This window comes from Rhizobium sp. NPDC090279 (assembly GCF_044769665.1).
Classification (GTDB): domain Bacteria; phylum Pseudomonadota; class Alphaproteobacteria; order Rhizobiales; family Rhizobiaceae; genus Rhizobium.
On record NZ_JBIVYI010000009.1, the window covers coordinates 247,907 to 274,432 of the forward strand.

The 26,526-nt window shown below is 60.5% G+C and carries 19 protein-coding genes; 8 read left to right on the forward strand and 11 right to left on the reverse strand.

All coding sequences use genetic code 11. The features are described 5' to 3' along the window. Nucleotides 1-14 precede the first annotated feature (14 nt). Both ACIQWP_RS23225 and ACIQWP_RS23230 read left to right on the forward strand, forming a co-directional pair. Nucleotides 15-713 carry a DUF502 domain-containing protein gene (locus ACIQWP_RS23225; RefSeq protein ID WP_402792710.1) on the forward strand — a complete coding sequence of 233 codons (699 nt, stop codon included), beginning with the start codon at nt 15-17 and terminating at the stop codon, nt 711-713. 238 nt (nt 714-951) lie between these two features. Continuing rightward, on the forward strand, nt 952-2,439 hold the full coding sequence (locus ACIQWP_RS23230; protein ID WP_402792951.1) for an esterase-like activity of phytase family protein: 1,488 nt from the start codon (nt 952-954) through the stop codon (nt 2,437-2,439). 42 nt (nt 2,440-2,481) lie between these two features. Here ACIQWP_RS23230 and recG read toward each other — a convergent pair whose 3' ends face one another. Continuing rightward, nucleotides 2,482-4,584, reverse strand: a complete 2,103-nt coding sequence (gene recG / locus ACIQWP_RS23235) for an ATP-dependent DNA helicase RecG (protein ID WP_402792712.1) — start codon at nt 4,582-4,584, stop codon at nt 2,482-2,484. Nucleotides 4,585-4,757: 173 nt separating this feature from the next. Between recG and ACIQWP_RS23240 the strand changes: the two genes are divergently transcribed. Together ACIQWP_RS23240 and mfd are read left to right on the forward strand one after the other, a co-directional pair. Then, nucleotides 4,758-5,072, forward strand: a complete 315-nt coding sequence (locus tag ACIQWP_RS23240; protein WP_402792714.1) for a succinate dehydrogenase assembly factor 2 — start codon at nt 4,758-4,760, stop codon at nt 5,070-5,072. Continuing rightward, entirely contained in the window at nt 5,069-8,569 is a 3,501-nt protein-coding gene (gene mfd, locus ACIQWP_RS23245) for a transcription-repair coupling factor (RefSeq protein ID WP_402792716.1), read from the forward strand. The genes ACIQWP_RS23240 and mfd overlap by 4 nt, the downstream gene beginning before the upstream one ends. 42 nt (nt 8,570-8,611) lie before the next feature. Here mfd and ACIQWP_RS23250 read toward each other — a convergent pair whose 3' ends face one another. The 3 genes from ACIQWP_RS23250 to ACIQWP_RS23260 all read right to left on the reverse strand — a co-directional run bounded on the left by ACIQWP_RS23250 (nt 8,612) and on the right by ACIQWP_RS23260 (nt 12,496). After that, entirely contained in the window at nt 8,612-10,195 is a 1,584-nt protein-coding gene (locus ACIQWP_RS23250) for a Na+/H+ antiporter (protein ID WP_402792718.1), read from the reverse strand. A gap of 195 nt (nt 10,196-10,390) precedes the next feature. After that, nucleotides 10,391-11,149 (reverse strand): sulfite exporter TauE/SafE family protein, encoded by a 759-nt coding sequence (locus tag ACIQWP_RS23255; protein ID WP_402792720.1) that lies wholly within the window; start codon nt 11,147-11,149, stop codon nt 10,391-10,393. A gap of 57 nt (nt 11,150-11,206) precedes the next feature. Then, entirely contained in the window at nt 11,207-12,496 is a 1,290-nt protein-coding gene (locus ACIQWP_RS23260; RefSeq protein WP_402792722.1) for an epoxide hydrolase family protein, read from the reverse strand. Between the two features lie 185 nt (nt 12,497-12,681). On the opposite strand from ACIQWP_RS23260, the gene ACIQWP_RS23265 reads away from it, so the two are divergent. Further along, on the forward strand, nt 12,682-14,025 hold the full coding sequence (locus tag ACIQWP_RS23265) for a PLP-dependent aminotransferase family protein (protein ID WP_402792723.1): 1,344 nt from the start codon (nt 12,682-12,684) through the stop codon (nt 14,023-14,025). Between the two features lie 85 nt (nt 14,026-14,110). On the opposite strand, the gene ACIQWP_RS23270 is transcribed toward ACIQWP_RS23265, so the two are convergent. Further along, a complete protein-coding gene (locus tag ACIQWP_RS23270; protein WP_402792724.1) occupies nt 14,111-14,782 on the reverse strand; it encodes a DsbA family oxidoreductase in 672 nt (223 codons plus the stop codon). A gap of 93 nt (nt 14,783-14,875) precedes the next feature. After that, the gene (locus ACIQWP_RS23275) at nt 14,876-16,684 is read right to left on the reverse strand and encodes an extracellular solute-binding protein (protein ID WP_402792726.1); all 1,809 of its coding nucleotides are present in this window, start codon (nt 16,682-16,684) and stop codon (nt 14,876-14,878) included. 263 nt (nt 16,685-16,947) lie between these two features. On the opposite strand from ACIQWP_RS23275, the gene ACIQWP_RS23280 reads away from it, so the two are divergent. Then, nucleotides 16,948-17,607, forward strand: a complete 660-nt coding sequence (locus ACIQWP_RS23280) for an invasion associated locus B family protein (RefSeq protein ID WP_402792728.1) — start codon at nt 16,948-16,950, stop codon at nt 17,605-17,607. Nucleotides 17,608-17,747: 140 nt separating this feature from the next. Here ACIQWP_RS23280 and hspQ read toward each other — a convergent pair whose 3' ends face one another. From hspQ to ACIQWP_RS23295, 3 genes are all read right to left on the reverse strand, one after another. Further along, entirely contained in the window at nt 17,748-18,077 is a 330-nt protein-coding gene (gene hspQ, locus ACIQWP_RS23285; RefSeq protein WP_402792730.1) for a heat shock protein HspQ, read from the reverse strand. Nucleotides 18,078-18,279: 202 nt separating this feature from the next. Next, nucleotides 18,280-19,689, reverse strand: a complete 1,410-nt coding sequence (gene glnA / locus ACIQWP_RS23290; RefSeq protein ID WP_402792732.1) for a type I glutamate--ammonia ligase — start codon at nt 19,687-19,689, stop codon at nt 18,280-18,282. 62 nt (nt 19,690-19,751) lie between these two features. After that, nucleotides 19,752-20,090: a P-II family nitrogen regulator gene (locus ACIQWP_RS23295; RefSeq protein ID WP_015339877.1), complete on the reverse strand. Its 339-nt coding sequence runs from the start codon at nt 20,088-20,090 to the stop codon at nt 19,752-19,754. Nucleotides 20,091-20,438: 348 nt separating this feature from the next. On the opposite strand from ACIQWP_RS23295, the gene ACIQWP_RS23300 reads away from it, so the two are divergent. Beyond that, nucleotides 20,439-21,914 carry an NAD(P)H-hydrate dehydratase gene (locus ACIQWP_RS23300; RefSeq protein WP_402792744.1) on the forward strand — a complete coding sequence of 492 codons (1,476 nt, stop codon included), beginning with the start codon at nt 20,439-20,441 and terminating at the stop codon, nt 21,912-21,914. 2 nt (nt 21,915-21,916) lie between these two features. Here ACIQWP_RS23300 and ACIQWP_RS23305 read toward each other — a convergent pair whose 3' ends face one another. Continuing rightward, nucleotides 21,917-22,723 carry a DUF72 domain-containing protein gene (locus ACIQWP_RS23305; protein ID WP_402792746.1) on the reverse strand — a complete coding sequence of 269 codons (807 nt, stop codon included), beginning with the start codon at nt 22,721-22,723 and terminating at the stop codon, nt 21,917-21,919. A gap of 33 nt (nt 22,724-22,756) precedes the next feature. Then, nucleotides 22,757-25,678 (reverse strand): excinuclease ABC subunit UvrA, encoded by a 2,922-nt coding sequence (uvrA, locus tag ACIQWP_RS23310; protein WP_402792748.1) that lies wholly within the window; start codon nt 25,676-25,678, stop codon nt 22,757-22,759. A 271-nt stretch (nt 25,679-25,949) separates the two neighbouring features. Between uvrA and ACIQWP_RS23315 the strand changes: the two genes are divergently transcribed. Beyond that, complete coding sequence (locus tag ACIQWP_RS23315) at nt 25,950-26,516, forward strand: single-stranded DNA-binding protein (protein ID WP_402792750.1); 567 nt, start codon at nt 25,950-25,952, stop codon at nt 26,514-26,516. Nucleotides 26,517-26,526 lie beyond the last annotated feature (10 nt).

Sequence of the window (26,526 nt, forward strand, 5' to 3'; positions counted from 1 at the left end):
GTTTCGAGCGGCGAATGACTGAAAAGCTCATCAAAATGTCCGTGACCACGCGGATCAGAAACAATTTCCTGGCCGGCCTGATCATCTGCGCTCCGATCGCCATTACTCTCTGGCTGACATGGTCGGTCGTCCATTGGGCCGATAGCTGGGTTCGCCCCTATATCCCCGCGCGCTACGACCCGGAGAGCTATCTGAATTTCGCCGTTCCCGGCACCGGCCTACTGATCGCCATGATCTTCATCACGCTGGTCGGTTTTCTCGCCAAGAACCTGATCGGCCAGAGCATCGTCCGCGTCGGCGAGTCGATCGTCAATCGCGTTCCGCTGGTGCGGACCATCTACAAGAGCGTCAAGCAGATCTTCGAAACCGTGCTCAAGGAGCAGGGCACGTCCTTCAAAAAGGTCGGGCTGATCGAGTATCCGAGCCCCGGCCTCTGGTCCATGGTGTTCATATCGACCGATGCCAAGGGCGAGATCGCCTCGAAATTCAACGCCATGGGGCAGGACATGGTGGCGGTCTTTTTGCCGCCGACGCCGGTGCCGACGGCAGGATTTCTGGTCTTCGTTCCGCGTGAAAAGATCACGGTGCTCGACATGAGCCCCGAGGACGGTGCCAAGCTCCTGATTTCAGGCGGCCTCGTTGCGCCCGAATACAAGGAACTGATCGCCGCCAAGGAGCTGCGGCAACCCGTTCCCATCAAGTCCCTATCCTAGAATTACTCCCTTTCCTATAGTTGGATGGATATCCTCGCGTATAGCGCGAACTGTCATGTCCCTATCATGTTGACGCCTTAGATCGTCGTTGGGGACCGATAATCGGATGTATCTCATCATCGAATGTTCGGAGCGTCGGCACCGGCTCTCGTCTTTCGACGCGGTTTGAAAGCAGGCCGGAGATCGATGCCGTTATCTCCGCAAGGGTTTTCATCAGGAGGATATTGTCTTGGGATATATGCGTTCGAAGAGCTTGCCGCTGCTGTCGGCTGCACTCGCCACATTTGTTTTTACCGCGCCGCTGACGGCACTCGCAGATAATTCCGTAAGCGTCCAGGGCGTAACGCTCGTCAACAAGGGACGCGTCGCCATCGGTCGTATTCCGGCCAACCAGCGCGACAAGTTCGGCGAGACTTTTGGCTCGGGCTCGGGCATGTCGATCGACACCAAGAGCTGGACCCGCAATGCAGACGGCACCTACAAGGGATCGTTGTGGCTACTGCCGGACCGTGGTTACAATGTTGCGGGCACCACGGATTACCGTGCACGCCTCAACACCATCGATGTCAAGCTGACGCCCGTCGCTCCCGGCGCAACGCCGGCAGCAGGCAAGGAACAGTCGGGCGTCGACGCCAAGCTCGCGGATAGCCTGCTGCTGAAGGACAGCAAGGGCGCCGACACGACCGGCCTCGACCCGGCAAACGGTGTCCGCAATCCGGAAGGCGCCATGCCGTTGTTGCCGCAAGCGCCGAACGGCAAGATCTCGCTCGACAACGAAGCCATCGCCCGTCTGCCCGACGGCTCGATGTTCATCAGTGATGAATACGGCCCCTATATCTATCGCTTCTCGGCGGCTGGCCAAATGATGTCGGTCACAACACCGCCGGCCGCCTTCCTGCCGATGCGCCATGGTGCCGTGAACTTCTCCTCGAACAATCCGGGACCTGGCGAAACCGCGCCCGATCCGAAGGACCCGACCAGAGGCCGCCAGAACAACCAGGGCTTCGAGGGCATGTCGCTCACCCCGGACGGCAAGTTCCTGATCGCCGTGCTCCAGTCGGCGACCCGCCAGGATGGCGGCGATTCCGGCTCGACGCGGCAGAATACGCGTGCTCTGGTCTACGATGTAGCCGATCTCGATCATCTGAAACTGGCGCATGAATATGTCGTACCGCTGCCGGTCTTCACCAATGACAAGGGCAAGACGGCCGTTGCTGCCCAGAGCGAAATCGTGGCGCTCTCGCCGACGAGCTTCCTGATGCTCGCGCGCGACAGCAACAACGGTTACGGCCAGAAGGGCGACAAGTCGATCTATCGCAGCATCGTCGCTGTCGATGCGTCCGCTGCAACCGACATTGGCGGCGGCAAGTTCGACGGCGACACGGCTGTCGCTCCAAAGGGCGTCCTCGATCCGTCGGTGAAGCCGGCGACGGTCAGCCAGTTCATCGACATCAACGACAATGCCGATCTGGCCCGCTTCGGCCTTCACAACGGCGCTCCGAACGACCGCAACAATCTCTCGGAAAAATGGGAGGCCATGTCGCTCGCCAGCGTTCAGGACCCGAAGCTGCCGGACGACTATTTCCTGTTCGTCGCCAACGACAATGATTTCATCACCCAGGACGGCTTCCAGGTTGGGGCTGCCTATAAGGATGACAGCGGCGCGGATGTCGACACCATGTTCCAGGTGTTTCAGGTCACGATTCCGGGTCTTGCTGCGAAGTAATCAGGTGAAATAGGGATGGACGCGGCAGACGCGTCCATCCATTCAACCTGCCCGCAGGAAGCGGATCGCTTCGTCGCGGCGGAAGAGATAGAGCAGGGTGCGCACTGCCGAGCCGCGTTCGCTTGTCAGCTCCGGATCGCGCTCGATCAGATAGGCGGCATCCTTGCGAGCGATTTCCAGAAGGTCGGCATGAGCCTCGAGGCTGGCGATGCGAAAACCCGGCGTGCCGGACTGGCGCGTGCCCAAGAGCTCGCCCTCGCCACGCAGCTTCAGATCCTCTTCGGCAATGCGAAAGCCGTCTTCGGTGTCGCGCATGATCGACAGCCGCGCATGGCCGGTCTCGCCAAGCGGTCCCTTGTAGAGCAGGATGCAGGTGGAGGCCTCATCGCCGCGTCCGACACGGCCACGCAGCTGATGCAACTGCGCCAGGCCGAAACGCTCCGCATGTTCGATGACCATGATCGACGCATCCGGCACGTCGACACCCACTTCGACGACCGTCGTTGCCACAAGCAGGCGGATTTCGCCATTCTTGAAGGCCATCATGACGGCATCTTTTTCCGGGCCGCTCATCCGGCCATGGATGAGGCCGATGCCGGGGCCGAGGGCGCTGGTCAATGTCGCATGACGCTCTTCGACAGACATTAAATCCGATTCTTCGGATTCCTCCACAAGTGGGCAAATCCAATAGGCTTTCTTGCCTTCCGATAGCGCACTTTTAAGCCTTCCGACGATCTCGCCGGTTCGTTCGTTCGGGATGGTGATCGTCTGTATCGGCTTGCGGCCGGCTGGCTTTTCCGTGAGCTTGGAGACATCCATATCGCCGAACGCGGCCAACACCAGCGTTCGTGGGATGGGCGTCGCGGTCATGACGAGCATGTGCGGCGAGACGCCCTTCGCGGTCAGGCGCAGGCGCTGATGGACGCCGAAGCGATGCTGTTCGTCGACGACGGCCAGCATGAGGTTGGCGTAGGCGACGCTATCCTGGAACAGAGCATGCGTACCTATGATGATCTGCGCTTCCCCGGAGGCGATACGTTCGAGAATGGCATCTCGTTCCCGACCCTTCGTGCGGCCTGTGAGAACTTCGACGGAAAGATTTATATTTGCTGCAAATTTTGAGATCGTCGCGTGATGTTGTCGTGCCAGGATTTCGGTTGGCGCCATCAACACCGCCTGGCCGCCGCTTTCGATTGCGGCAGCGATCGCCATCAACGCCACAAGCGTCTTACCGGCGCCGACATCGCCCTGCAGCAGACGCAGCATGCGTTCCGTACCAGCCATATCCTTGAGAATGTCGGCAACGGCCTCCCGTTGGCTGTTTGTCATTGAGAACGGCAGAGATTCCAATATCTTGCCGCTGATTTCTCCTGTCGCATGCACAGGCTTGCCCGCGACCTTGCGCAGCCTCTGGCGCACGAGTGAGAGCGACAATTGTCCCGCCAGAAATTCATCATAGGCAAGGCGGCGGCGGGCCGGCGCCTGCGGATCGATATCGGCGGCATCTCGCGGAGCATGCAGCATGTGGAAGCTGTCGGAGATCGACGGGAAGCCCTGTTTCTGGGTAAGGGCGATATCATCCCATTCGGGTAGCTCGGGGATGCGCGGCAGCGCCGCCTCGATGGTTTTGCGCAGGAACTTTGGTGTGAGTCCGGCGGTCAGCGGATAGACCGGCTCAACCAGCGGCAGATTTTCCGCCTCGCTCTCGCGCATGATGTAGTCGGGATGCACCATCGATGGCCGGCCGTTGAACCAGTCGACCTTGCCGCTGACGGTTACGGTCTCGTCGAGCGGCAGCTGCTTTTCGAGCCATTGGGCCTTGCCGCGGAAGAAGACCAACGCCAGCTCCCCGGTTTCGTCATGCAGGTAGACGCGATAGGGCACGTTGCTGCGCGCCGGCGGCGCCTGGTGACGGTCGACACGGCCGGTAATGGTGACGATCGCGCCCTGCGGCGCCCTGGCAATGCCCGGCTGCTCACGCCGGTCGATGATCGAATGCGGCGCATGAAACAAAAGGTCGATGACGCGGCAATCGTCGATTGTCTCGCGGTCGAGCAGTTTCACGAGCAGCTCGGAGACCTTCGGCCCGACACCGGGCAGCGAAGATATGGAGGCAAATAGCGGATCGAGGATGGCGGGACGCATGGCGGGCAAAATGCGACGGGCAGGGTGGATTTGGCAAGGGGCGGCGTGGAACTCGACCCGATTGAGCCGAACACTCCCCGGAAAATTGCGCCCCGGATGCTTTTTTCTGAAAAATCGGTTCCCACCTTTCCCTGCTGGTTTTATAGAGACGCATCAACATAAAGGTGTTTTTGATGACTGGGCTCACCCTCAGCAGTGCCGATCTCGATCCCCGCCGTCGGCGCATCCTTTTTCGCTGTTGGCATCGCGGCATCCGCGAGATGGATCTGGTCTTCGGCCAGTTCGCCGACAACGAGTTGCCAGGCCTTGCGGAGGCCGATCTCGATGAACTCGAGCGTATCATGGCCGAGGAGGACAACGACCTCGTCAAGTGGATACTCGGGACCGAGCCGACGCCGCAGCATCTGCAAACACCGCTCTTTGAGCGCCTGGCCTCCTACAAGCCTGATTTCGATGAAATCGCCGAGAGGTTTGGATTAACCAAATGATCCCTGATTTCGACGCGAAGAAGCTGCTCGCCGGAAGCGAGCCGATGACGATCGGTCATGTTCCGGCGGGGCTGGAGCCGTTCCTGATTGCCGAGATGGCAAAGGCCGGCCAGCCGGTCGCCTATGTCATGTCCGACGGCCAGCACATGGCCGATGTCGAGCAGATGCTTGGCTTCATCGCGCCTGAAATTCCGGTGCTCACCCTGCCGGCCTGGGATTGCCTTCCCTACGACCGCGTATCTCCGAGCTCCGACACATCGGCCCGGCGCCTGGCGGCATTGTCCGGCCTCATCGCGCACCATCGCAAGCCGCATGCGGCGGTCGTGCTGGTGACCGTCAACGCCATGCTGCAGAAGGTCGCGCCGCAGGACATTATCGAGAGCCTGGCCTTCTCGGCGCGGCCGGGGAATCAGGTCCGGATGGACGATATCGCGGCCCGCCTGGAGCGCAACGGCTTCGACCGCGTGGCGACCGTGCGCGAGGTCGGCGAATTTGCCGTGCGCGGCGGCATTCTCGACGTCTTCGTTCCGGGTGAGGAAGAGCCGGTGCGCCTGGATTTCTTCGGCGATACCCTTGAAAGTATCCGCAGCTTCGATCCGGCCAGCCAGCGCACGACCGGGCAGGTCCGCTCCCTCGACCTCAACCCGATGAGCGAGGTAACGCTGACGCCGGATACGATCAGCCGCTTCCGCAAGAATTATCTTTCCGCCTTCGGCGCTGCCACCCGCGACGACGCGCTCTATCTCGCCGTGTCCGAGGGACGCCGCTACGCCGGCATGGAACACTGGCTGCCGCTCTTCTACGAGAAGCTGGAGACGGTCTTCGACTATCTCAAGGGCTTCCGGCTGGTGACGGACCATACGGTGCGCGAGGCTGCTGAAGAACGTTCCAAGCTCGTCTTCGACTATTACGACGCCCGCCTGAATTCCGGCCAGCAGAGCAAGGGCCAGATGGGGCAGGGCACGCCCTATAAGCCCGTGACCCCCGGGCAGCTCTACCTCGATGGCAAGGCTTTCGGGAACGCACTCGACGCGTTCAGTGCCATCCGCATTTCGCCCTTCAACGAGCATGAGGGTGAGGCGCGCCGCGTCGTCAGCCTCGATGCTCGGCAGGGGCCGCGCTGGGCACGCTCCGCGACCGATAGCGCCGACAGCGAGCGCATCAACGTCTTCGATGCCGTCGTCAAGCATATTGCCGACAAGCGCGCCTCCGGAGCCAAGGTGCTGATCTCAGCCTGGACCGAAGGCTCGCTCGATCGCCTGCTGCAGGTGCTGGCCGAGCATGGCTTGGCACGCGTCAAGACGATCGAAGCCTTCAAGGATCTCGGCAGCCTGGCGAAAGGCGAAGCGGCGGCTGCCGTGCTCAGCCTGGAAGCCGGTTTCGAGGCCGGCGATCTCGTCATCATCGGCGAGCAGGATATCCTTGGCGACCGTATGGTGCGCCGCTCCAAACGCCGCAAGCGCGCCGCCGATTTCATCTCGGAAGTGGCAGGCCTCGACGAAGGTTCGATCGTCGTCCATGCCGAGCATGGCATCGGCCGTTTCGTCGGGCTCCGGACCATTGAGGCCGCCGGCGCACCGCACGCCTGTCTCGAGCTGCGCTATGCCGACGATGCCAAGCTGTTCCTGCCGGTCGAAAACATCGATCTTCTGTCGCGCTATGGCGGCGAGGGCACAGAGGCGCAGCTCGACAGGCTCGGTGGCGGCGCCTGGCAGATGCGCAAGGCCAAGCTCAAGAAGCGCCTGCTCGACATGGCCGGCGCCTTGATCCGCATCGCGGCCGAGCGCCTGACCCGGCATGCGCCGGTACTGGCGACGCCTGACGGACTCTATGACGAGTTCGCCGCCCGCTTCCCCTATGATGAGACCGAAGACCAGATGAACGCCATCGAGGCGGTGCGCGAGGATCTCGGCGCCGGCCGGCCGATGGACCGCCTCGTCTGCGGCGACGTCGGCTTCGGCAAGACGGAAGTGGCGCTCCGCGCCGCCTTCGTCGCCGCTATGAATGGCGCACAGGTTGCCGTCGTGGTCCCGACGACGCTGCTCGCCCGCCAGCATTTCAAGACTTTCTCCGAGCGCTTTCGTGGCCTGCCGATCCGCATCCAGCAGGCGTCCCGCCTCGTCGGCACCAAGGAACTGGCGCTGACCAAGAAGGAAGTTTCCGAGGGTAAGACGGATATCGTCGTCGGCACGCATGCGCTGCTCGGCGCAGGCATCCAGTTTGCCAATCTCGGCCTGCTCGTCATCGACGAGGAGCAGCATTTCGGCGTCAAGCACAAGGAGCGCCTGAAGGAGCTGAAGAGCGACGTGCATGTGCTGACGCTGTCTGCGACGCCGATCCCGCGTACGCTGCAGCTTGCCATGACGGGCGTGCGCGAGCTGTCGCTCATCACCACGCCGCCGGTCGACCGCATGGCGGTGCGCACCTTCATTTCGCCATTCGATTCGCTCGTCATCCGCGAAACACTGATGCGCGAGCATTATCGCGGTGGCCAGAGCTTCTATGTCTGCCCGCGCCTGGCCGATCTCGCTGACATCCACGCCTTCCTGCAATCGGATGTTCCCGAGCTGAAAGTGGCGGTCGCGCATGGCCAGATGCCGGCTGGTGAACTCGAAGACATCATGAACGCCTTCTACGAAGGCCGGTACGATGTGCTGCTCTCCACCACCATCGTCGAATCCGGCCTCGACGTGCCGACGGCCAACACGCTGATCGTCCATCGCGCCGACATGTTCGGCCTGGCCCAGCTTTATCAGCTGCGCGGCCGTGTCGGCCGTTCCAAGGTACGCGCCTTTGCGCTCTTCACCCTGCCCGTCAACAAGGTACTGACGACGACGGCCGAGCGACGCCTGAAGGTGCTGCAATCGCTCGATACGCTCGGCGCCGGCTTCCAGCTCGCCAGCCACGATCTCGACATCCGCGGCGCCGGCAATCTGCTCGGCGAGGAACAGTCGGGCCATATCAAGGAAGTCGGCTTCGAACTCTACCAGCAGATGCTCGAGGAGGCCGTCGCCGAGGTCAAGGGCGTCGACGAGATCCAGGATACCGGTTGGTCGCCGCAGATTTCCGTCGGCACGACGGTTATGATTCCCGAGACTTATGTGCCGGATCTGCATCTGCGCATGGCGCTCTATCGCCGCCTGGGCGAAATCACCGAAATCAAGGAGATCGACGGTTTCGGTGCCGAAATGATTGACCGGTTCGGGCCGATGCCGATCGAGGTGCAGCATCTCCTGAAGATCGTCTACATCAAGTCGCTTTGCCGCATCGCCAATGTCGAGAAGCTGGATGCCGGCCCGAAGGGCGTCGTCGTTCAGTTCCGCAACAAGGAATTCCCGAACCCGGCCAACCTCGTCGGCTACATCGCCAAGCAGGGCACCATGGCAAAGATCCGCCCCGACCACAGCGTTTTCCTGACGCGCGACCTGCCGACGCCGGAAAAGCGGCTTCAGGGGGCCGCTGTTATCATGACGCAGCTGGCAGAGCTGGCGAAGTAGGAAGGTTGAGCACGCCGCTTGGCTTTCCGCGCGTGAAGGCCCTCAGGACTTAGCGGCAATCGCGCTCAGTTCTTCCAGATCGAGGTCGCGTTCCAGTTCGTGGAGCGTTTCGTCATCGATGTCGCCGGCACGATGAAGCCGTATGAGTTCGCGGCGACCCGTCGCGACCGCTTCCAGAACAACATCAAAATGCGCCTGGAGCATGGGGGCATAGTCGTTCGTGCGCTCGGCATAGTCGACGATCTTTTCGGCTCTCGTCTGATAGCGATTGAACAGCTGTGGATGAATGAGATTACCTTCGCTGTCGTAAGCCAGCGTCTGGACGGTCGCCCATTGCGCCTGGGCCATGGCGGCTTCCGCCTGGCTCATGGTGAAGCGGGCCTTGGTCGATTCCGGCTCCACCAATCGCGACCACCTGATCACGTGCCCGAGTGTGGTGCCCTGCAGAAGCACGGTCCCGAGAATGACGGCAAAGGACGTGACCAGGATGAAGTCGCGGCCGGGGAAGTTTTCGGGCACGCTCAGCGCCAGGGCCAGCGTGACCACGCCCCGGATGCCCGCCCAACTGAGCACGGTCGCGGCGCGCAAACCGAGCGGCGTATATCGCTTTACCCCCAGGAAGTTACACAGTTTGATGACGAAGTCGGACCCGAAGGCCCACGCAAAACGCGCGAGGGTGAGCGCGAGCAGGATGACGAGTATCGGCAATCCCATGGTTGCGACCACGACGTCCAACCCACCGCCGCGCTCGACAACGCCGCGCAGGGAGAGGCCGATCAATACGAAGACTGCGGCTTCCATCAGAAAAACCATGACGGTCCAGAACGAGGTGCCGCGCATGCGTGTCGAAGCCGAAAACACGGTATGCTGATGCCAGCCCAGGATCAACCCGGTCGTCACCGTCGCGATCACGCCTGACACATGGAAGAGTTCGCCGAGCAGATAGGAGACCCACGCCAGAAGCGCGGTGGCGGCGATGATCAGATATTCGTCGCCGAGCCGACGCACGAACAGCACCCATGCCGTCCCGACGATTGCACCGACGACAGCACCGCCAATTGCCAGCAGGAAGAAGCTTCCCACTGCTTCCGTTGCGCTGAAGGCACCAGTTACCCCGGCGGCTACGGCGAAGCGGAAAAGCACCAGACCGCTCGCATCGTTAAGCAGGCTTTCACCCTCCAGCAGGATCTGAAGACGCCGAGGCAGCTTCACGCGTTCGAGGATCGCACGAGCGGAAACCGCGTCGGGCGGCGAAACGATGGCGCCAAGTGCTGCGCAGGCCGCCCAGGGAAGCGATGGGAACAGGAGGTGCGTTACCACGGCAACCACGGCACAAGTGAAGAAGACTGCACCGATGGCAAGCGAGGCGATACCGAACATGTGCCGGCGCAGGCGACCGATGGAGATGAACCAAGCGCCGTCCTGAAGGAGAGGCGGCAGGAAGATGATCAGCACCAGGGCCGGATCGATCTGCACGGTCGGCAGGCCGGGCAGGAAGGCAAGCAGGCCGCCGCCTGCAAGCAGTGCCACGGATGGCGGCATTCCGAGCCGGTGAGCTAAGTAGTGAAGCGCGATGATTGCTACAAACATTGCAATCACCAACTCGAATAAATGTGTTGGTTCCATGCCCGCCCCGAGTCCCCGATCTCTTGATCGGGCCTATTTAAGAGTTTGTCTTTAGCGAATGCAATCGGGCGGGTGGCCATGCTCCAATTGGCGAAGATATCATGCTCAAATCACATGAAGACAGCAGCGTCGTCCTCGCCTGCGATTTTCCGGCGCTCAAGAGGCGGCTGCTCGCGGCGCAGTGTGAGCATTCGGTCACGTCATCAAACCGGATACGCCGTCCCATAGTAATTTCGCTGCCGTCAGGACCAGTAGGCCGTAGCAGGCGCGATAGATCTGCCGTTGGTCCAGCACTGCGTGAAGCCGCCAACCGAGCGATACGCCGCTCGGAATGGCAAACAGGCAAATCGCCATAAGTATCCAGAGATCGGTGGTCGGCTTCACCAATAGCAGCCACGGCACGGCCTTGGTCGCGTTGCCGACAGTAAAGAAAAGGCTGGTCGTTCCTGCATAGATTTCCTTGCTGAGGCCGAGAGGCAGCAAATACATGGCAAGCGGCGGTCCACCCGAATGCGCCACCATGGTCGTGACGCCGGAGGCGAGGCCAGCCGCGATCGCTTTCGGCGCTGAACGGGGACGTTTCGGTATCTCCGCGCCCCTGACAAGCCATAGGCCGACAAAGATCAGGGTGGTCGCCCCCATCACGATCGCGATGGCGTGGTGGTCGAGGAGCCGGAACAGCAGATAGCCAAAGCCGATGCCGAATATCAGTCCCGGCAAGAGCAGCACAAGATCCGGCTTCGACCATGTAGAAGGCTTCCAATAGCGCAGTGCGAACAGATCCATCGCGACGAACAGGGGTGCAAGCAGGCCGCCGGCGGTGACCGGGTCCATCACGATCGACAACAGAGGTATGCCGATAATGGAGAACCCGCCGCCGAATGCGCCTTTCATTACGCAGATCAGGAAGACGCCAGCAAAGGCGACGAGGATCGTGGCGACCGTCAGTTCCATGTGGTCGCCCCCGGCGTTAACGCGTAAAGTATGGCAATTGACCTCACGTGAATCTCCTCAACGCAACGTGTGGAAAGTCGCGCGCAACTCTTCGGCAAGGAGCTGGGGTTGTTCCCAGGCGGCGAAATGACCGCCCCTGGGCAGGCGGTTGTAGCGGATGAGATTGGGATAGGCCTTGCGCGTCCAGCTTTCCGGCGCGGTATAAATCTCGTCGGGAAACGCGCTCACTCCCATCGGCAGTTCCACGCCCTTGGGAGCGAAGAAGGCAAGCTTGCTTTCCCAGTAAAGGCGCGCCGACGAGACTGCTGTGTTGGTCAACCAGTAGAGGGTGATATTGTCAAGAATATCCTCGCGCGTCAGCCCTTCCTGGGCACCGTCGAAGACACGCGTGATCAATGCGCGGCTGCGATCGTCATGATCCAGCATCCAGGCCGCCAGGCCGATCGGGGAATCCGCGAGCGCATAAAGCGTCTGCGGCCGGTTAGCCATTTCCTGGGCGTAGCCAAGTCCGTGCTTGTAGAAGAACGAGAGCTGGTTCCAGGCATAGCGCTCGTCGGCCGAAAGATTGGCCGGCGCCGGACCGTCGGGAAGCGTTTTGGCGATTTCGTCAGGAATCGTCGCCGGCATATTCGTATGGACACCGATCAATCCCTTGGGCTTGAGAAGCGCCATCTGCTCGGTGACTGCATTGCCCCAGTCGCCACCCTGGGCGGCATACCTACTATAGCCGAGGCGCTGCATCAGCTCGACCCATGCTCGCGAGATGCGCTGAGGGTCCCATCCGGTTGCAGTCGGCTTACTGGAGAAACCGTAGCCCGGAAGCGACGGGATGACGACGTCGAACGCATCGGTTTCGGTGCCGCCATGCGCTGTGGGATTGGTGAGCGGATCGATGATCTTCAATTGCTCGATGACCGAGCCCGGCCAGCCATGGGTGATCATCACCGGAAGGGCGTTCGGGTGCTTCGACTTCACGTGGATGAAATGGATGTCGAGCCCATCGATCTCCGTGATGAAATTGGGCCAGGCGTTGAGGGACTTCTCCGCTCTGCGCCAGTCGTGATGATGCGCCCAATAGTCGGCGAGCTTCCGCATCGTTGCGAGGTTGACGCCCTGCGAGGCATCCGGCACCGTTTCGCGTTCCGGCCATCTCGTTGCGAGAATGCGTGCCCGCAGATCGGCGAGTGCCGCGTTCGATGCGCGGAAGGTGAATGGGCGGATCTCGGCGGGTCCGGTCTGGGTGCCGGATTGCGCATAAGCGGCGAGCGGGGTGGTCAATGCGACTGCGCCAAGCAACGACGAGGCCAGGAAGTCGCGGCGACCGATCTTGCTCTCAATGTCAGACATACTGTTTCTCCTGTTGGATGAGAGAACGGCGACATCGTTCCTGCTCATGCGAAGGCACTCGTCGAGTGAGCCTCCTGCACTGAAGCGTGGCGAATGTTGCCGTTTCCGGTACAATGTATTTGATGAGGATAGAATGTTCCGATATATTACTCAGTGCAATCGAAACATTGCACTCGGAGCAATAAATGTCGAAATCCGAATATCTGAAGCTGGCAGACGCGATCGCCGCCGAGATAGCCGACGGCAGGCTCAGGCCAGGTGACCGCCTGCCTCCGCAGCGCAGCTTCGCCTATCAACGCAACATCGCGGTCTCGACGGCAAGCCGCGTCTACACCGAGCTATTGCACCGCGGCCTCGTCGTCGGCGAAGTCGGCAGAGGCACCTTCATTTCCGGTGACGCCAGGCGCGGCGCGGCCGCGACAAGCGAACCACGTGGCATCCGGATCGATCTCGAGTTCAATTACCCGATGCTTCCCGATCAGACCGCGCTCATCGCGAAAAGTCTGGATGGTCTCGAGAGGGCAGCCGCGCTCGACACGGCATTGAGACAGGCGGTCAGCATCGGATCGCCGGCGATCCGAAGCATTGCGGCCGCTTACATGTCGCAAGGCGGATGGTCTCCCGCACCCGATCAGTTCGTATTCACCGGGAACGGACGACAGAGTATCGCCGCGGCACTCGCCGCAATCGTTCCGACCGGCGGTCGCTGCGGTGTGGAGGCTTTGACCTATCCCTTCATCAAAGGCATTGCGGCCCGGTTGGGTGTCGTGCTGGTTCCGCTGGCGATGGACGAAGGTGGTGTGCGACCGGACGCAGTGGAAAAGGCCCATCGAGAGGCGTATCTTTCGGCCATCTACATTCAGCCTGCGATCCAGAATCCGTTGGGCATGACGATGACTTTGGAACGTCGCGCGGATCTTTTGCGCGTCGTCGAAAAGCTCGACATTCCGATCATCGAAGACCATGTCTATGGTTTCCTCGATGAAGGCCCGCCTCTTGCCGCACTGGCGCCCGACAGCTGCATTATCATCGACAGCCTGTCCAAGAAAGTCGCTCCGGGTCTGACGCTCGGCTTCATTATAGTGCCGCAGCGGTTGCGTGAAAGTGTGATTGCCTCTGTGCGTTCGGGCGGATGGACGGCATCGGGATTTGCCTTTGCGGCCGCGCAGCGTTTGATTGGCGATGGTACGGTCGACGAGTTGACCAGACTGAAGCGTATCGACGCGCGGGCACGTCAGAAACTGGCGGCGGATCGTCTTTCCGAGTTTGAAATCCAGACCAATGGAAAATGCTACCATCTGTGGCTGACGTTGCCAGCGCATTGGCGCTCGCAGAGTTTCGTTGCCGCGGCCGCCAGGCGCGATATTGCCTTGACTCCATCCAGCACCTTCGCCGTGACGCCTGGCCATGCCCCGAATGCCGTCAGGCTCGCGCTGGCGGCGCCGGCAATGGATCAGCTCGACAGCGGCCTGCGCACGTTGGCGGCGATGCTGAATGCCAGCGAGGACGATTTCGATTCGACAGAATGAGGGGAGTAGAGGCGGTGGGGCGGAAGATATCTTCCGTGTCCAAAGCCACTAGTAGAATTGGCTGACTGACCTAAATTTTTGTCGCTCAATTCATCCCGGCGCGCGCCTCGGCCTTCATCTTGGCGATATCGCGCAATGCGCCGGCGATCACATCCGGCGTCTGGGCGCCGCTGACGGCGTATTGCTGGTCGAAGATGAAGAAGGGCACGCCGGTAACGCCGATCTTCTGGGCGGCCTCGATTTCGCCGGCGATGAGATCGCGGTCCGCGTCGGAGGCAAGCAGGGTGGCTATGATGGAGCGGTCGAGCCCGGCCTCTTCGGCAATCTCAAGCAGAACGGCGTGGTCGCCGACATTACGACCCTCCTCGAAATTGGCCTTGAAAAGCGCGTCCACAACCTTGTCCTGCTTCTCGCGGCTTTCGGTAACGGCCCAATGGATGAGACGGTGCGCGTCGAGCGTGTTGGGGCCGATCTTGATGGCGTCGAAATCGAACTTGATGCCCACTTCGCGGCCGAGATCGGTCAGCATCTTGTGGCCCTGCGCGACACGCTCTGCGCCGCCGAGCTTCTGCTCGAGCGCCTTCTTCTGGTCGACGCCTTCCGGCGGATAATCGGGATTGAGGCGATAGGGACGCCAGTTGAGGTCGACGCCCACTTCGTCCTGCACCTCGGCAATCGCCAGCTCGAGCCGGGCCTTGCCGAGATAGCACCATGGGCAGACGACGTCCGAGACGATGTCGATCGTGATGCGTTCCATGGTTCTGATCCTTTCGGTTTTCGGGCTGCTCCACTCCATCTAGGCCTTTGTGGCGATGGCTTCAACCGGTTACCGAAAGGGAACCATGCAACGCTACTGTGCCGATGCGTCCCACCAGACTGGCAGCTGGTAACCATAAAGCGGCAACACGTCGGGATGGGCGATATGGCTTCGCCGCGCCACCCACTGCTGCGCGATGTGATAGAGCGGTACGACGTAATAGCCTGATATCAGGATGCGATCGAACGAGCGCACCGCATCGCGAAAGTCCTCGGCGGAATGCGCCGTCAGGAAATGGTTCATCAGCGTATCGACATCGGGGTCCGCGACACCGGCATAATTGAAGCTGCCCGCCGCCTTGGCGGCCGCCGATCCCCATCGCCCAAGCTGCTCCGTGCCGGGAGATAGCGAGGAGGGGTAGGCTTTCAGGATCATGTCGTAATCGTAGTTCCCCGTCCGTAGCTGATATTGCGAATCGTCGACTGTGCGGATCGTGACAGCTATGCCAAGCAGCTCTAGGGAACGGCGATAGGCGATGGCGATACGCTCCTGATCCGCATTCTGCGTCATGATCTCGAAGCTGAGCTGCCGCCCGGCACTATCGACCATGCGCTCGCCCTTGATCGCATAGCCGCCTTGCTTGAGGAAGTTGACGGCCTTGCGCAAGATCTTGCGGTCACGACCGGAGCCATCGCTGACCGGCAGCTTGTAGGTGCCGTCAAGTACATCGGCGTCGATGCGGTCCTTGATCGGGCCGAGCATGGCGAGCTCATTGGCATCGGCGGGTACGCCGAACGAGGAGAGATCGGAATTCTGCCAATAGCTTTCCGTGCGCGTATAGGCGCTGGAGGCAAGGTTGCGGTTGAACCATTCGAAATCGAAGGCGAGCGCCAGGCCCTTGCGCACATTCTTGTCGGCGAAGATCGGCCGGCGTGCGTTGAAGACGAAACCCAGCATGCCGCTGGGCGTTTTCGGCGTGAACGTCTCCTTGACGACGGCGCCTGAACTTACGGCCGGGAAATTATAGGCCTGCTGCCAGTGACTAGGGCTGCCATCGGGGTAGACGTCGATATCGCCCTTCTTGAACGATTCGAACAGCGTGGTCTCCTGCAGGAAATAGGTGACGGATATCTCATCGTAATTGTCGATGCCGACTTTCGTGGGAATGTCCTTGCCCCAGTAGTCGGGATCGCGCTGGTAGATGATGCGCTGGCCTGGATCGATGCTCTTGATCTTGTAAGGCCCGGAGCCGACGGGAAGGGCGAGCGTTGTTCGCTCGAAACTGTCCACATCGATGACGTGTTTCGGTAGGATTGGCAGCATGGCGATGATCAGCGGCGTTTCGCGATTCGCCGCCTCGTTGAAATGGATCAGCACGCTGCGCTCGCCGACCTTCTCCATCTTAGCGACTGCTTTCAGCGGAGATGAAAGGTTGGGACGGCCCTTGTCGCGCAGAAGCTGGAAGGTGAAGATCACATCTTCCGGCGTCACGGGCTGCCCGTCCGACCATCTAGCCTTCGGATTGAGGTTGAACTGGATGAAGCTGCGATTGTCGTCCCATTCGACCGTCTGCGCCAGCAGTCCGTAGAGCGTGAAGGGCTCGTCGCTGGAGCGCTGCATCAGCGACTCGTACACGAGATTGCCGTATTCGGGGTCCCACATGCCGCGCGCCGTCGTGCGCATGCTCTTCAGAATGAAGGGATTGAGGTTGTCGAAAGTGCCGACGACGCCATAGCTGATGCGGCCGCCCTTTTTGACATCCGGATTGACGTAAGGGAAATGCTTGAAGTCCGCCGGCAGCGCCGGATCTCCGTGCATGGCAATGCCGTTGAGCGGTTGCGCCGCAGCGGCGTTGCACAAGATTGCGAAGAACAGGAAGACAGCGATCCGGAGCGCTTGCATGGCATCCTTTCCGGTAAGGGTACGATTCGGCCGAACATTATCATGAGCGTGCCGAATTCAACACGCGACTGCGGAATTCTTAGGTCGGAACAGAAAAGGCCAAAGAAAAGCTGGATATCCGTGCCAGTGCGATGTAACAGGGGTGCCGGGTTTCCCGGGTCATGTATTTGCCTTATTCATTCGACAGGTGAACGACGGATTGACCCGATTGCATGGGACGGCGCGCTGTCGTTCCGAAGCGGATTTCAGGAGGCGGTTTCGCTATGATGTTCAAGACTGAAAACAAAATGCGGGCAGGTCTCTCTGCTCTGGCTCTCATGATCGGCGCGGCCATGCCGGCAGCTGCTTTTGCTCAGGATGCGTCCAACGCAGCTCCTGCCGATGGCGGCACCGATCCCAACCAGCCGCGTCTGGGCTGGTACAAGACCTGCACCAAGCAGGACGATGCCGATATCTGCATCGTCCAGAACCTGATCATGGCCAACAACGGCCAGCTCGTCACGGCTGTCGGCCTCATCTCCGTTGACGGCAAGGTCAACCGCAAGATCCTGCAGATCTCGGTCCCGACAGCTCGCCTCATCCCGCCCGGCATCACCATGCAGGTCGATGGCGGTAAGGGACAGAAGCTCGATTACGCTGTTTGCCTTCCGGACAAGTGCACCGCCGAAGTTCCTGTGACCGACGCGATGATCGCTTCGCTGAAGAAGGGCACCGACGTGACCTTCACTTCGGTCAACTTCCGCCGCGCCCCGAACCCGATCAAGATTTCCCTGACCGGTTTCGGCGCCGCCTTCGACGGCCCGGCGATCTCCGACAGCAAGCTTGCCGAAAGCCAGAAGAGCCTGCAGGACAGCATGCAGAAGAAGGCCGAGGAAGCACGCAAGAAGCTGGAAGACGCCCAGAAGGCTGCCAAAGCGCAGTAAGCTGGCAGAATTCATTTCACCAAAGAAAAAGCCCGGAGCGATCCGGGCTTTTTCTTTGTGGGATCGATTATGATGCGCAAATGAAAAGGGAAGGCGTTGGGAGCGCCTTCCCTTTGAGATAATGGCGGTTTGACCGGCGCTTAGTGGGCGAAGCTCATCTTGGGCTTGAGCTGCCCGGTCGGGGCCTTGTCGAAGATCTGAGCGACCTGCGGATTGCGCAAGGGAACGCCGCTCTCGTCGTTGACGAGATTCTGCTCCGATACGTATGCGACATACTCGGTCTCGTCATTTTCGGCGAGAAGGTGATAGAAGGGCTGGTCCTTCTCGGGCCGCACTTCAGCCGGAATGGAATTCCACCATTCCTCCGTATTTGCGAATTCCGGATCGACATCGAAGATGACACCACGGAAGGGGAACATCCGGTGTCGAACCACGTCGCCAATATTGAATTTTGCGTTGCGTTGTTTCATGGCACGACTTCCTTTCACGTAATCATGTGGTAACTTTCACCACTGATATCAAGGATTTTGCCCCCATTCCTTCATCGAACTGTCACACTCGGCCCGGTTCTCGCTCCGCAAGCCAGGAGTTTGTGATAGCGGGTGCCTTCCTTCGGCGGAACGGTCGTCCCAAGGAAAAAGCCCCGGCTTGCCGGGGCTTTCTCAAGCAATATCAGACCGAATAATACATGTCGTATTCGACCGGATGCGGGGTCATTTCGTAGCGCATGACTTCCTGCATCTTCAGTTCGATGAAAGCATCGATCTGGTCGTCGTCGAAGACGCCGCCGGCGGTCAGGAACTTGCGGTCCTTGTCGAGGCTTTCGAGCGCTTCGCGCAGCGAGCCGCAAACGGTCGGGATCTTCTTCAGCTCCTTCGGCGGCAGGTCGTAGAGATCCTTGTCCATGGCCTTGCCGGGATGGATCTTGTTCTTGATGCCGTCGAGGCCGGCCATCAGCATGGCGGCGAAGCCGAGATAGGGGTTGGCGGTCGGGTCAGGGAAGCGGACTTCGACGCGCTTTGCCTTCGGGTTCGTGCCGAACGGAATGCGGCAGGAAGCGGAACGGTTGCGCGCCGAATAGGCGAGCAGAACCGGCGCTTCGTAGCCCGGGACGAGACGCTTGTAGGAGTTCGTCGACGGGTTGGTGAAGGCGTTGATCGCCTTGGCGTGCTTGATGATGCCGCCGATGTAGTAGAGGCAGCTTTCCGAAAGGCCCGCATATTCGTCGCCGGCGAAAGTCGGCTTGCCGGCTTTCCAGATCGACTGGTGAACGTGCATGCCCGAGCCGTTGTCGCCGAAGATCGGCTTCGGCATGAAGGTGGCCGTCTTGCCGTAGGCATTGGCAACCTGGTGAACGACGTACTTGTAGATCTGCATCTTGTCGGCGTTGCGGACCAGCGTGTCGAACTTGATGCCGAGTTCGTGCTGCGCAGCGGCGACTTCATGGTGATGCTTTTCGACGACGACGCCCATCTCGGTCAGAACCGTCAGCATCTCGGAGCGCATGTCCTGGCAGCTGTCGATCGGCGGCACAGGGAAGTAGCCGCCCTTGACGCGCGGACGGTGGCCGAGATTGCCGGTCTCATAGTCGGTATCGTCGTTGGACGGCAGTTCGCTCGAGTCGAGCTTGAAGCCGGTATTGTAGGGGTCGGCCTTGTACTTGACGTCGTCGAAAACGAAGAATTCGGCTTCCGGGCCAAAGAAGGCGGTGTCGCCGATGCCGGAGGCCTTGAGATAGGCTTCGGCCTTCTTGGCGGTGCCGCGCGGATCGCGGTTATAGGCTTCGCCGGAGACCGGGTCGAGGATGTCGCAGAGGATGACCATGGTGGACTGCGCAAAGAACGGGTCCATGTGGACCGTATCCGGATCGGGCATCAGCACCATGTCGGATTCATTGATGGCCTTCCAACCCCCAATCGAGGAGCCGTCGAACATGACGCCATCGGCGAACATGTCTTCGTCGACACAGACCACGTCCATGGTGAGGTGCTGCAGCTTGCCCTTGGGGTCGGTGAAGCGAAGGTCTACGAACTTGACGTCGTTATCCTTGATTTGTTTCAAAATTTCGCTTGCGGTCGTCATGAAATTACTTCCCTTGACATAGATGACGATTAAACGAGCCGCGGCCGGAAGGGCCGGGCGGATTAGATGGCGTCGATGCCCGTTTCGCCGGTGCGGATTCGAATGACTTCTTCCACGTTGGAAACGAAAATCTTTCCGTCGCCGATACGGCCTGTTTGCGCAGCCTTGCGGATGGCCTCGATCACTGCCTCCGCATTTTCGTCCGCCAATACAACCTCGACCTTCACCTTCGGCAGGAAGTCGACGACGTATTCGGCGCCACGGTAAAGCTCCGTGTGCCCCTTCTGACGACCGAAGCCCTTCGCTTCCGTGACGGTGATGCCCTGCAGGCCGACTTCCTGAAGGGCTTCCTTCACTTCGTCGAGCTTGAAGGGCTTAATGATCGCTTCGATCTTTTTCATGAGAAAATGTCTCTCCGCTTCTCCTGATACAGCAGGACTACTCCCCGCTCGGCCAACGTAATGCACGTATCATGCCAATTGAGAATGAGCTGCCGTAAAAAATCCCGGCGAATTCGCACCGAGACGATGAATTGATGAGGATTTTTCGGAAAAATGGAAGCGATTTCGCGCCGAAATGCCTGGATTAAGCAAAATTTCGCAAAAAGTAGCCATGCACGATAGGTTTGTGCTTCGGCAAGGCCTTGAATGTTATTGTTTAATTATTGTGCAAATGCATATTTATCGATCAAATTGGCGGCCGCAACAGCGGTTGTTTTTGAGGCAGATTTCGCATCTATAATGTTGGCCATGATGTTACCGCTCGCCGACCTGCTTCTAACCCCCGACGATATGGCCGCCGTCGACAGCGCCGCTGCCGTATCAGGCATTGATTCCTATGGGCTTATGGAAAAGGCGGGGCAGGCTGTTGCCGCCGCTGCGCTTCGGGATTTTCCCGAGGCGCGCCGATATGTCGTTCTTTGCGGACCCGGCAACAACGGCGGCGATGGCTACGTGGCGGCGCGCGCGCTGCGACAGGCCGGGGCCAGTGTACGACTCTTCCATTTGGGCGATCCGCAGCGGCTCAGGGGAGATGCCGCCCGCGCTTTTGTCGATTGCCCTGTGAGTGGAGTAGCGATCGGCAACTATATGCCGCATCGCGGCGATGTTGTGATTGACGCCCTCTTCGGCGCGGGTCTCTCGCGTTCCGTGCCGGACGACGTTGCCGCTATTATCGCTCGGGTCGGGGAGGCCGGCGTTCCCGTGATTGCCGTCGATCTGCCGTCCGGCGTCGACGGGCGCAGCGGCCAGATCCTCGGCGCCGCCTTCCATGCCGCGCGCACGGTGACCTTCATGACGCGCAAGCCGGGTCATCTTCTCCTTCCCGGACGCGACCTGTGCGGCGCGCTCGAAATTTTCGATATCGGTATTCCCGCTCGTATCGTCCGCGCCCATGCCGGCGGCCTGATCGCCGAAAACACGCCGGCGCAGTGGCAGGCGAAAATACCGTCGGCCGGCGCCGATGCGCATAAATACAAGCGCGGCCATCTAGTCGTCTTTTCAGGCGGGCCGAATGCGACAGGCGCGGCGCGCATGTCCGCCATGGCGGGCTTGAGGGCCGGGGCAGGGCTCGTCACCATCGCCTCGCCACCCGAAGCGCTCGATGTCAATGCCGGCCTCCTCACGGCAATCATGCTGCATCCGGTGGGGGATGAAGCCGCATTACAGAAATGGCTTGCCGATCGGCGCCTCTCGACCTTTATTCTCGGGCCGGGCTTTGGCGCCGGCGAGAAAGCGCGGCAATTCTGCCTTGCGCTTGCAGATCGCCATCTGGTGCTGGATGCGGACGGCATCACGTCGTTCCGCGACGACCCGCAACGGCTGTTCGATGCCTTCGCCGAAGGGCCGACGCGATTGGTGCTGACGCCGCATGAGGGAGAATTTGGGCGGCTCTTTCCAGACATTGCCGCCGATGAGGCTTTGAGCAAGATCGACAAGGCGAGGGCGGCTGCGGCGCGAGCCCATGCGGCCATCATCTACAAGGGCGCCGATAGCGTGATCGCCGCTCCGGACGGCAGGGCGCTGGTCAATGCCAATGCGCCGCCCTGGCTCGCCACTGCCGGCTCCGGCGATGTGCTCGCCGGCATCGTCGGCGGCCTCATGGCGCAGGGTGCGCCCGCCTTCGAGGCAGCGGCCGCCGGCGTCTGGCTGCATGGCCTTGCAGGTCAGCATGCCGGCAAGGGGCTGACGGCCGAAGATCTCGTGGCGGCCGTCAAGCCGCTGTAGCGCTATTTGGCGACTTCTTGCTGTAGGGCGATCGCGCCCGGAGGCGCATTCACCTTGCCCTCATGGATCATGAAGGCAAAGACATTGCGCGGCTCCGCCTTGACCTTGCGGCTCGCGTCGATCAGCGGCAGATCATCAGGCACCTTGCCTTCTGCCCATGTTTTCAGGCGGTCCGCCCAGGCTTTGAGATCCTTCGGCGGATAGCAGGTCTTGATATCGTCCGACCCTTTTTGCAGGCGGGCATAGACGAAATCCGCCGTGACGTCGGCTATCATCGGATAGTCGAAATGCTCGGCGCAAACGGGCGCCACATTGTATTTTTCGAGCAGCGCGACGAACTCCGGCACCTTGAAGGAATCGTGCCGAACTTCGACGACATGTTGCAGCGCGAGGCCGTCCTGCTTAGCCGGCAGCAGCTTCAGGAAAGCCTCGAAATCATCCGGATCGAATTTCTTCGTCGGCGCGAACTGCCAGAGCAAGGGTCCGAGATGATCGCCGAGCTCGCTGATGCCGGATTCCAGGAAACGCTGCATCGACTCGCCCGCCTCGGCAAGGACCCGGCGGTTGGTGACGAAGCGGGTCGCCTTCAGGGAGAAGATGAAGCCGTCGGGAACGTCAGCAGCCCATCTGGCAAAGACTTCGGGCTTCTGCGTGCTGTAGTAGGTGCCGTTGACCTCGATCACCTTCAGCTGGCGGCTGGCGTAATTGAGTTCGTCCTTCTGCTTCAGCGTGTCGGGATAAAAGGTCCCGCGCCACGGCTCGAAAGTCCAGCCGCCTATGCCTGTGCGGATTTCGCCCGCTTTGGTCATTCCTGCCTCCCTAGACGTTCAGTCGGGTGAAATTCACTCCGCCGCAGCAATTTTCTTCATCGGCCGCCGCTCCAGCAGTTCCTTCAGGAAATGCCCCGTGTAAGAGCGCTTCTCCTTGACGATGGTCTCCGGCGTGCCGACAGCCACGATCTCGCCGCCGCCATCGCCACCTTCGGGACCGAAATCGAGAATCCAGTCGGCAGTCTTGATGACTTCAAGATTGTGCTCGATGACCACGACCGAATTTCCCTGGTTGACCAATTCGTGCAGCATTTCCAGAAGTTTGGCGACATCGTGGAAGTGCAGCCCGGTGGTGGGTTCGTCGAGAATGTAGAGCGTGCGGCCCGTCGATCGCTTCGACAGTTCCTTGGCTAGCTTGACGCGCTGCGCCTCGCCACCCGAAAGCGTATTGGCCTGCTGTCCCACCTTGATATAGCCGAGGCCGACATCCTTCAGGCTCTGCAGTTTGTCGCGCACGGCGGGAACGGCGGCGAAGAAATCGACGCCTTCCTCGACCGTCATGTCGAGCACGTCGGCGATCGACTTGGTCTTGAAGGTGACGTTCAGCGTCTCTCTGTTGTAGCGCTTGCCGTGGCAGACGTCGCAGGTCACGTAGACATCTGGCAGGAAGTGCATCTCGATCTTGATGACGCCGTCGCCCTGACAGGCTTCGCAGCGGCCGCCCTTGACGTTGAAAGAGAAGCGACCCGGCTGATAGCCGCGCGCCTTGGCTTCCGGCAGTCCGGCGAACCAGTCGCGGATCGGCGTGAAGGCACCTGTATAGGTCGCCGGGTTCGAACGCGGCGTGCGGCCGATCGGCGACTGGTCGATATCGATCACCTTGTCGATATGCTCGAAGCCGTCGATGCGATCATGATCGGCGGGGATTTCACGTGCGCCCATGACGCGCCGCGCCGCCGACTTGTAAAGCGTCTCGATCAGGAAGGTTGACTTGCCGCCGCCTGAAACGCCGGTCACCGCCGTGAAGACGCCGAGAGGAATGGAGGCGGTGACGTTCTTGAGGTTGTTGCCTCTTGCGCCGACGACCTTGATTTCCTTACCCTTCTTCAGCTTGCGGCGCTCTTCCGGGACAGGCACGCCGAGTTCGCCGGAAAGATATTTCCCCGTCAGCGACTTCGGGTTCGCCATGATGTCCTGCGGCGTGCCATGCGCGATCACCTGCCCGCCATGTACGCCGGCGGCCGGACCGATATCGACAACGTCATCAGCCGTCAGGATCGCATCCTCGTCATGTTCGACGACGATGACGGTGTTGCCGATATCGCGCAGATGCTTCAGCGTTTCCAGAAGGCGGGCGTTGTCGCGCTGATGCAGGCCGATTGACGGCTCATCGAGTACATAAAGCACGCCCGTCAGCCCCGAGCCGATTTGTGACGCCAGTCGGATGCGCTGGCTTTCGCCGCCTGAAAGTGTTCCCGAATTGCGCGACAGGCTCAGATATTCGAGGCCGACATCGTTGAGGAAGCGCAGGCGATCGCGGATTTCCTTGAGGATGCGGACGGCGATTTCATTCTGCTTGTCGGTGAAGGTCTCCGGCAGCACGTTGAACCAGTCGCGAGCGACACGGATCGACATTTCCGCCACCTGGCTGATGTGCAGCTTGTTGATCTTGACCGCCAAGGCCTCCGGCTTCAGGCGATAGCCGTTGCAGGCGGGGCAGGGTGCTGCCGACATGTAGCGCTCGATCTCTTCGCGCGCCCAGGCGGAATCGGTTTCCTTCCAGCGGCGCTCAAGGTTCGGCACGATGCCTTCGAAGTTTTTGTGCGTGGTGTAGGAACGCGCGCCATCGGCATAATGGAATTCGATCTTGTCTTCCGTGCCGTTCAGAATGACGTCCTGTGCCTTTTCCGAAAGCTCGTTCCAGCGGCTGCCAAGCTTGAAGCCGTAATGCTTGCCGAGCGCTTCGAGCGTCTGGTTGTAATAGGGCGAGCTGGACTTGGCCCAGGGTGCAATGGCACCGTCCCGCAAGGTGCGCTCCGGCTCCGGCACGATCAGATCCGGATCGATCTTCTGCTGCGATCCCAGCCCGTCGCAGGACGGACAGGCGCCGAAGGGGTTGTTGAACGAGAACAGGCGCGGCTCGATTTCCGGAATGGTGAAGCCGGAAACCGGGCAGGCGAATTTCTCCGAGAACAGCACGCGTTCATGCGTCTCGTTCAGCGATTTGTTGGCAGAGCCGCCGGCAGCGGTTTCCTCGGGCGGCAGCGGCTTGTCGGCAAACTCGGCAACGGCAAGGCCGTCCGCCAGACGCAGCGACGTCTCGAAGCTGTCGGCCAGGCGAGACGCCATATCGGGTCGGACGACGATACGGTCGACCACCACGTCGATGTCGTGCTTGTATTTCTTGTCGAGCGCCGGCACATCGGCGATCTCGTAGAACTGCCCGTCGACCTTGACGCGCTGGAAGCCCTTTTTCATGAGCTCCGCGAGTTCCTTCTTGTATTCGCCCTTACGCCCACGCACCAGCGGCGCCAGAATATAGAGCCTGGTGCCTTCCTCGTAGGCGAGCACGCGGTCCACCATCTGGCTGACCGTCTGGCTCTCGATCGGCAGACCCGTAACGGGCGAATAGGGCACGCCGACACGGGCAAACAGCAGGCGCATATAGTCGTAGATTTCGGTGACCGTGCCGACCGTCGAGCGCGGATTGCGCGACGTCGTCTTCTGCTCGATCGAAATCGCCGGCGACAAACCGTCGATCTGGTCGACGTCTGGCTTCTGCATCATTTCGAGGAATTGGCGCGCATAGGCCGAAAGGCTCTCGACATAACGGCGCTGTCCTTCGGCATAGATGGTGTCGAAGGCAAGCGACGACTTGCCGGAGCCCGAAAGCCCGGTCATGACGATCAGCTTGTTGCGCGGCAGGTCGAGATCGATGCCCTTGAGATTATGCTCGCGCGCACCACGTATGGAAATAGTCTTCAGTTCGCTCATCGTCGTATGCAGGTCCCTTGGAGTCTGCCTTTATTTAGTGATGCCAGCTCGTGAGTCGAGGCTGAAATGATCGGCAGGCGCGGGTTTTCGATTCAGTTGACACGATCATAAAGACAAATTAGAACAAATAAAGAACAAAATTGCCCTTGGATAATTCTTTGTGGATGAAGAGGTCTTGGGCAGTGCTGAGATAACACCTGATGGCGGCAATGGTCTAAGGTGTGCTGGTGAAATTTAAGGGCCGTCGATGGGCGGCAAGCAGGGTGGTATCATGGCCGGTAGTGTGAACAAGGTAATTCTGGTTGGAAATCTCGGGGCGGACCCGGAAATCCGCCGCACGCAGGACGGTCGCCCGATTGCCAACCTCAATATCGCAACGTCCGAAACCTGGCGCGACCGCAATTCCGGCGAGCGTAAGGAAAAGACCGAATGGCACCGCGTTGTCATCTTCAATGAAGGCCTCTGCAAGGTCGCCGAGCAATATTTGAAGAAGGGCGCCAAGGTCTATATCGAAGGCGCGCTTCAGACCCGCAAGTGGCAGGATCAGAACGGCCAGGATAAGTATTCGACCGAAATCGTGCTGCAGGGCTTCAATTCGACGCTGACCATGCTGGATGGCCGCGGTGAAGGCGGTGGCGGCGGCTCCTTCGAGGGCGGCGGCGGTCGCGGTGCGCGCGGTGGCGGTGACTTCGGTGGTGGTGATTACGGCGGCGGTGACGATTATGGACAGTCGTCTTCGCAGGGCTCCTCCCGCGGCGGCGGTGGCAACCGTGGCGGTGGCAACCAGGGCGGCGGCGGCAACTTCTCGCGTGACCTGGATGATGACATCCCGTTCTGAGATGGGTGTA